Source organism: Meiothermus cerbereus DSM 11376, assembly GCF_000620065.1.
In the GTDB taxonomy this organism is placed as follows: domain Bacteria; phylum Deinococcota; class Deinococci; order Deinococcales; family Thermaceae; genus Meiothermus; species Meiothermus cerbereus.
In genome coordinates this window covers 1-4,609 of the sequence record NZ_JHVI01000048.1, presented here as the reverse complement: position 1 = coordinate 4,609, position 4,609 = coordinate 1, and the positions used below count along the sequence as shown (strand labels likewise).

The window sequence follows — 4,609 nt, the reverse complement described above, 5'->3', positions numbered from 1 at the left end:
ACGGAGTCACCTACGGGAACGGCACCTTCGTGGCGGTGGGCTGGGACGGCGCCATCCTCACCTCCCCCTGAATCCCTATCCCCTCCGCGCGGTGGCTATGTTGAGAGAAGGTGCCCAACTACTCGGCCCTACTGCGGCCTTGCAATGGCCCCCAATACCACGCCCCTGCCTGTGAGTATGTTGGGAGTGGAATTAGGACACCGTGACGAACCAACGCTTTGGGTAGGAGACAGCGGCCCTGGCAAAACCAGCTGGCCGCGGCTAATCCCTTCAGGCTGGGCTCGAGCGTGTACCCCCTAAGCAGCGCGATCCTGAAACGCTATGGGGACACCTCGAGGGAACCTTTGTGTAGCAGTTGAGTATAGGCTCGAGCGGCACCTCCAAACCCACCCCCTTGGCCCCCGTACCTCAAGGGGGCCAGGAACTCTTTTCCCGCGGCGTGCTAGGGTCTTGTGCGAATAGCCAGGGGCGGCTGGGCCTGCCAAAGCTGAGCCTGCCACGGGCCATAGGGCGCATCCTGCTCAGCCCCCGCTCCTACTGGGCTTAAATCCCGCTATACTGTAGGTATGGCAAGAACCGGGCTTCGCCTGGACAACGAAGCCCCTTAGCGGCAGGGCCGCGCGTGTATGCAACGAAACAACCCGGTGGACAAACCGGGTTGCTCAGAGAGGCAATAGCCTAATGGGTACCAGTAACCCAAGACTAAAGCCTCCCTGAGCAAAAGGCAAGAGGTCTAACACACCTTTGGCGTCGAGGTTTGCTTTTTGCACCCTCATAGAGGAGGCATTTGTGCCGCCATACAGCTCCAACTATGAAGTTCCACCCCTCTCGGAGTTTGAACGCAAACTAAAGCTACTCCCCCCCTCCCTGCGCGAGCGGGCCCTGCGGGGCTGGCAGCAGGAGCAGGCCGAACGCGCTGCCGCTGCGCCGACGGGCGAACCCCGTGAGGCTGAGGCCCAGCGCCGGCAAACCCTCCAGGCCCAGGCCCGGCTGCTGGCCCTCACCCAGGCCGAGCGCGAACGGCCTACCCTCGAGCGGGTGACGGCCCTCCAGGCCGAGGCCCGCGCGCTCCTCTCCCAGGGCCACCCCCTGGCGGGCTACGCCCGGCTGCAGGAGGCCCGCTCCCTGGCCGCGGGGCTGGCGGCGGCTGCCTTTACGGACCCGGTCCCCCTTGAACCCTTCCTGGAGGCCCTGCTCTCGCCCTGGGGCCTCCCCCTGCGGGGATATGACCGCGAGGTAGCCCACACCCTGCTGCACCTGGCCCTGGAGGTGGGGCTGCACCGGGCCTACCACCCCATCACCAGCGAGGTGGTCTTCCACCTGCCCCAGGGGGCGCTGGCCCTGGCGCTATGGCCCGAGGTCAAGCCGGAGACCGGACGCAAGCGGGTACAGCGCTCGCTGGCCCGGCTCGCGGAAGCCGGCCTGCTGGCCTTCGCCCCCCGGGTGGGCAACGCCCTGGACCGCCAGACCGGGAAGCCGCTGGGCTGGAAGGACGGCACGGTCTTCCGGATGCGCCTGCGACCGGGGCGGGCCCGTCCCCTCACCCGCGAGGAGCTGGCCTACCCCTGGCGCGACCTCGAGGCCGACACCCACAAAGGCCGCACCCTCCTCAAGCTGCGGCAGAACCCGGAGGTGTCCCAATCACCTAAACACCCAAAGGGTGTTGCTCCTATTGAACTGCTTAAAAACTGGGCGTTACCCCCGGCAGCCCTGCTACAAACCCCGTTATCTGATTGGGACACCCGCCCCCAAGACCTCCGGGCTGGCCTCAGAAATGCCCTGCAGGACGTCAAACTGTGCGCCCGCCAGGAACGCCCCCGCTTCGTGGGCCGCACCGGGGAGCTCCTCGCCCGCGCCCTCCGCGACCCCGGCAGCGTGAACCTCTACCGCGCCCTGCTATGGGGGGCGCTGCGCCGGAAGGACCGCGGAGAAGACCGCTTCGAAGCCCTGTGGAACGCCCTGGACCGGGTGCTGACCGACCTCCAGGAGGGCTTCGCCAAAAAACCCGGGGCGCTGCTGATCGCCCGCCTGCGGGAGAGCGGGCTGTGGGCTTTGCTGCTAGAGGGGCCGGTGTACCGGGTGGCCTAGCGGGGCTCACAGAAAGCCTCAGACGCAGAATACCTAAGCGATCTCTGACTGCGCCCAGATTTGCTCCACTTCAAACACCCTCAACTGAGCGGATATCGCTTTCCTGGTCCTGGCGACGCTGCAATTTATTCAGGCGCTCCCTGCAGTTTTGGCGTTCGACTGTAGCTCTGTAGGCTTTCAGTACGAGATGAAATATACCAATGCCCAGCAGGGGGAACAAATACTGCCAATTCTCATGCAGGGCTTTGAGTAAGCCGTTCTGCCGGGCTGCAATCACCTCACTCATGACGGGCAGACTGAAGATGCTTAACCCGGCCACGAGCAATGTGCTTATCCACATCGTGACTTCGCGACGGATCAAGATAGGGAGGTTCTGCTGCTCGCGCCGAATCTGGATCTCTCGCTCGAGACGCTCAGCGAGGTTAGCGTTCTCTGAGCGGGCTTCCCGCTCACGAGCTTCGGCCTGCTCACGTGCTGCCTGCTCAGCCTCACGTGCTGCCCGTTCGGCTTTGAGTTCATCCTCGAGTTTGGTGATGTGCTGGTCGTAACGCTCAGACAGCTTTTGCTCAACAAAGCGGTGCACGCCCCCCTGACGACGCTCCTCCTGCCGCTCGAGGTAGTTCACCACGGCCTCCGGGGGTAATTCGGGATATGCCTTAATCAGCTCCTCTAAGTCCTCCTGGGTACTGGAGACCACCAAGGCTTGGAGGAGCGCGCCCGCCCGGCCCTGGTCCCCAGCTCGAGCAGCCAGCAGGGTTGACAAGCGATCCACCAAGGCCTCATCAATCCACATTGAGGGTAGGACGGTGGCCGCTACGACCCCAGCGAAGAACTCATCGAAGTCTTCGACCCGCGGCAGTATCTGGCGGAACATCAAGATCCAGAGTTCGGGCGTGATCACCACTGGGATATCTAGGCCGAGCTGCTTGTTGACATGCAGAAGCTTATTTTCAAGGCTGAGGAACCAGGCCGTGGCCTTCTCGAGGCGATCATACCCACCCCTCAGATCGAGGACGTAGCTGATGTGAAGGGTATCGTGCTCGAGCACTGCCCCTGACTTGCGCTCAGCCAGCTCATTCCAGATGGCGGTGTTCTTCAGCTTTTCGCTCTCAAGCTCTTTGCTTGCCTGGGTATCTACCGTAACGGAATAGCGGTTGAGGTGGGGCTGGGGGTCGGAGAACTCGGCATAGAACTCCTCAAGGCTGTACCCCTGGCGGGCATAGCGGCTCAGGTAAGCGCGGTAGATACCGGACTGTATCGGGGTGGTGTTGCTCAGTCCGCTCCGGTAGGCATCGCCGTAACCCCGGTATTCGTTGCGTACCCGCTTCATCGCCGCCCGGTACTCAGCCTTCGTCCTCTCCGTCAGCCGCACGTCGAAACCGACCTTGAGGGCTAGTTCCACTGTGCGCTGCACGGTGGCTTCGACGGCGCTTACCCCGTTGAGCCCCAACAGCGCGAAGACGGCGTTGGTGTCGAGGAAGATCTTCTGCCCCTTCACCACCCTCGCCAGGCTCTTCGAGGTCGCCGTCGTTACGCTCACCCTGAAGGCCATGAGCGCTTGGATCGCGGCCCGGCCGATGAACTTGCGGCGGGCAGCAGAAGTGGCATCGAAAAAGCGCGGCAGCTCAGTCAGCAGGAGATCGTGGAGAGGGTGCTCCCTGCCGACCACCTGCAAAACCAGCTTGTCGCTCTCCAGGGGAGGGGCGTCCCCCCGGCGTTGCAGCTGAGCGTACCGCTCGCTGTAACGCCGCAGAACGGCGGCCAAATAAGCCCTGAGCAGGCCCCACACCTCGTCCTCGAGGCCGTCGAAGTCAATACCTTGGCCCTCCCGTAGCTGTGTGAACCACTCCGAGCGGACCTCCGCTTCCAGGCGCCGCGCCTCCTCCTCCTCCCGGCGGAAATCCTCCCTAGTTGAGGCTTTGAGAACATAACGTTGGTTAGCGGTCTCCTCGAAGAGGCCCGTTTTCTGCCCCTTGCGCAAGAGTCGGTCAAGTTCAGTAGACTCGATCTCTACTGTGTGCTCAAGGAGGTCCCGCCCCCGCAGGGCCGCCACAATCTCTTCCTTGGAAAGGGGCTTGGGGCTGCGGTAGAGCACCAGCGCGACCCAACGCGCCAGTGCGTCCTCTGGAGGGGGAAGGTGCCCAGTGCCGCCAATATGAAGAAGGATGTCTGCATCATGCATAACTGGCTAAAACCAAGAATACCTCTATCCCGCTCGTCCATCCGGAATCTCAACCCTCGCACTCCACCCAGCCCCTATCCCACATAAAAGCGATGTAGGCTTATTCAAAACTTGCGCCTCATGCATAACCCGCATAGAGATGCACCTTCTACCCCTTTCAGGGGGTCCCAGCGCATAACCATCCCCGGGGTGCATAAGTGCAAGTTTTGAGGGTGTCTAAGTTTAGGGGGCTGGATCAGGCTCATGCTATCAGTATTTACTGAAATACTGCGATACTGCACTACTGCATTCAGTGATTCAGTAATACACCAACTCTTGCACCGTTCAGGCGTACTTCCC

2 protein-coding genes are annotated in these 4,609 nt (G+C 62.4%); one reads left to right on the top strand and one right to left on the bottom strand.

Annotated features, from left to right (window positions below):
- The first annotated feature begins 789 nt into the window (after window positions 1-789).
- Complete coding sequence (locus Q355_RS0113045; protein WP_027878179.1) at window positions 790-2,088, top strand: hypothetical protein; 1,299 nt, start codon at window positions 790-792, stop codon at window positions 2,086-2,088.
- Window positions 2,089-2,158: 70 nt separating this feature from the next.
- On the opposite strand, the gene Q355_RS0113040 is transcribed toward Q355_RS0113045, so the two are convergent.
- Complete coding sequence (locus Q355_RS0113040; protein ID WP_027878178.1) at window positions 2,159-4,270, bottom strand: hypothetical protein; 2,112 nt, start codon at window positions 4,268-4,270, stop codon at window positions 2,159-2,161.
- Window positions 4,271-4,609: the final 339 nt, after the last annotated feature.

Excerpts from the sequence above, each read along its gene's own strand:
- Q355_RS0113040 (WP_027878178.1), bottom strand. The coding sequence starts at position 4,270 with ATGCATGATGCAGACATCCTTCTTCATATTGGCGGCACTGGGCACCTT.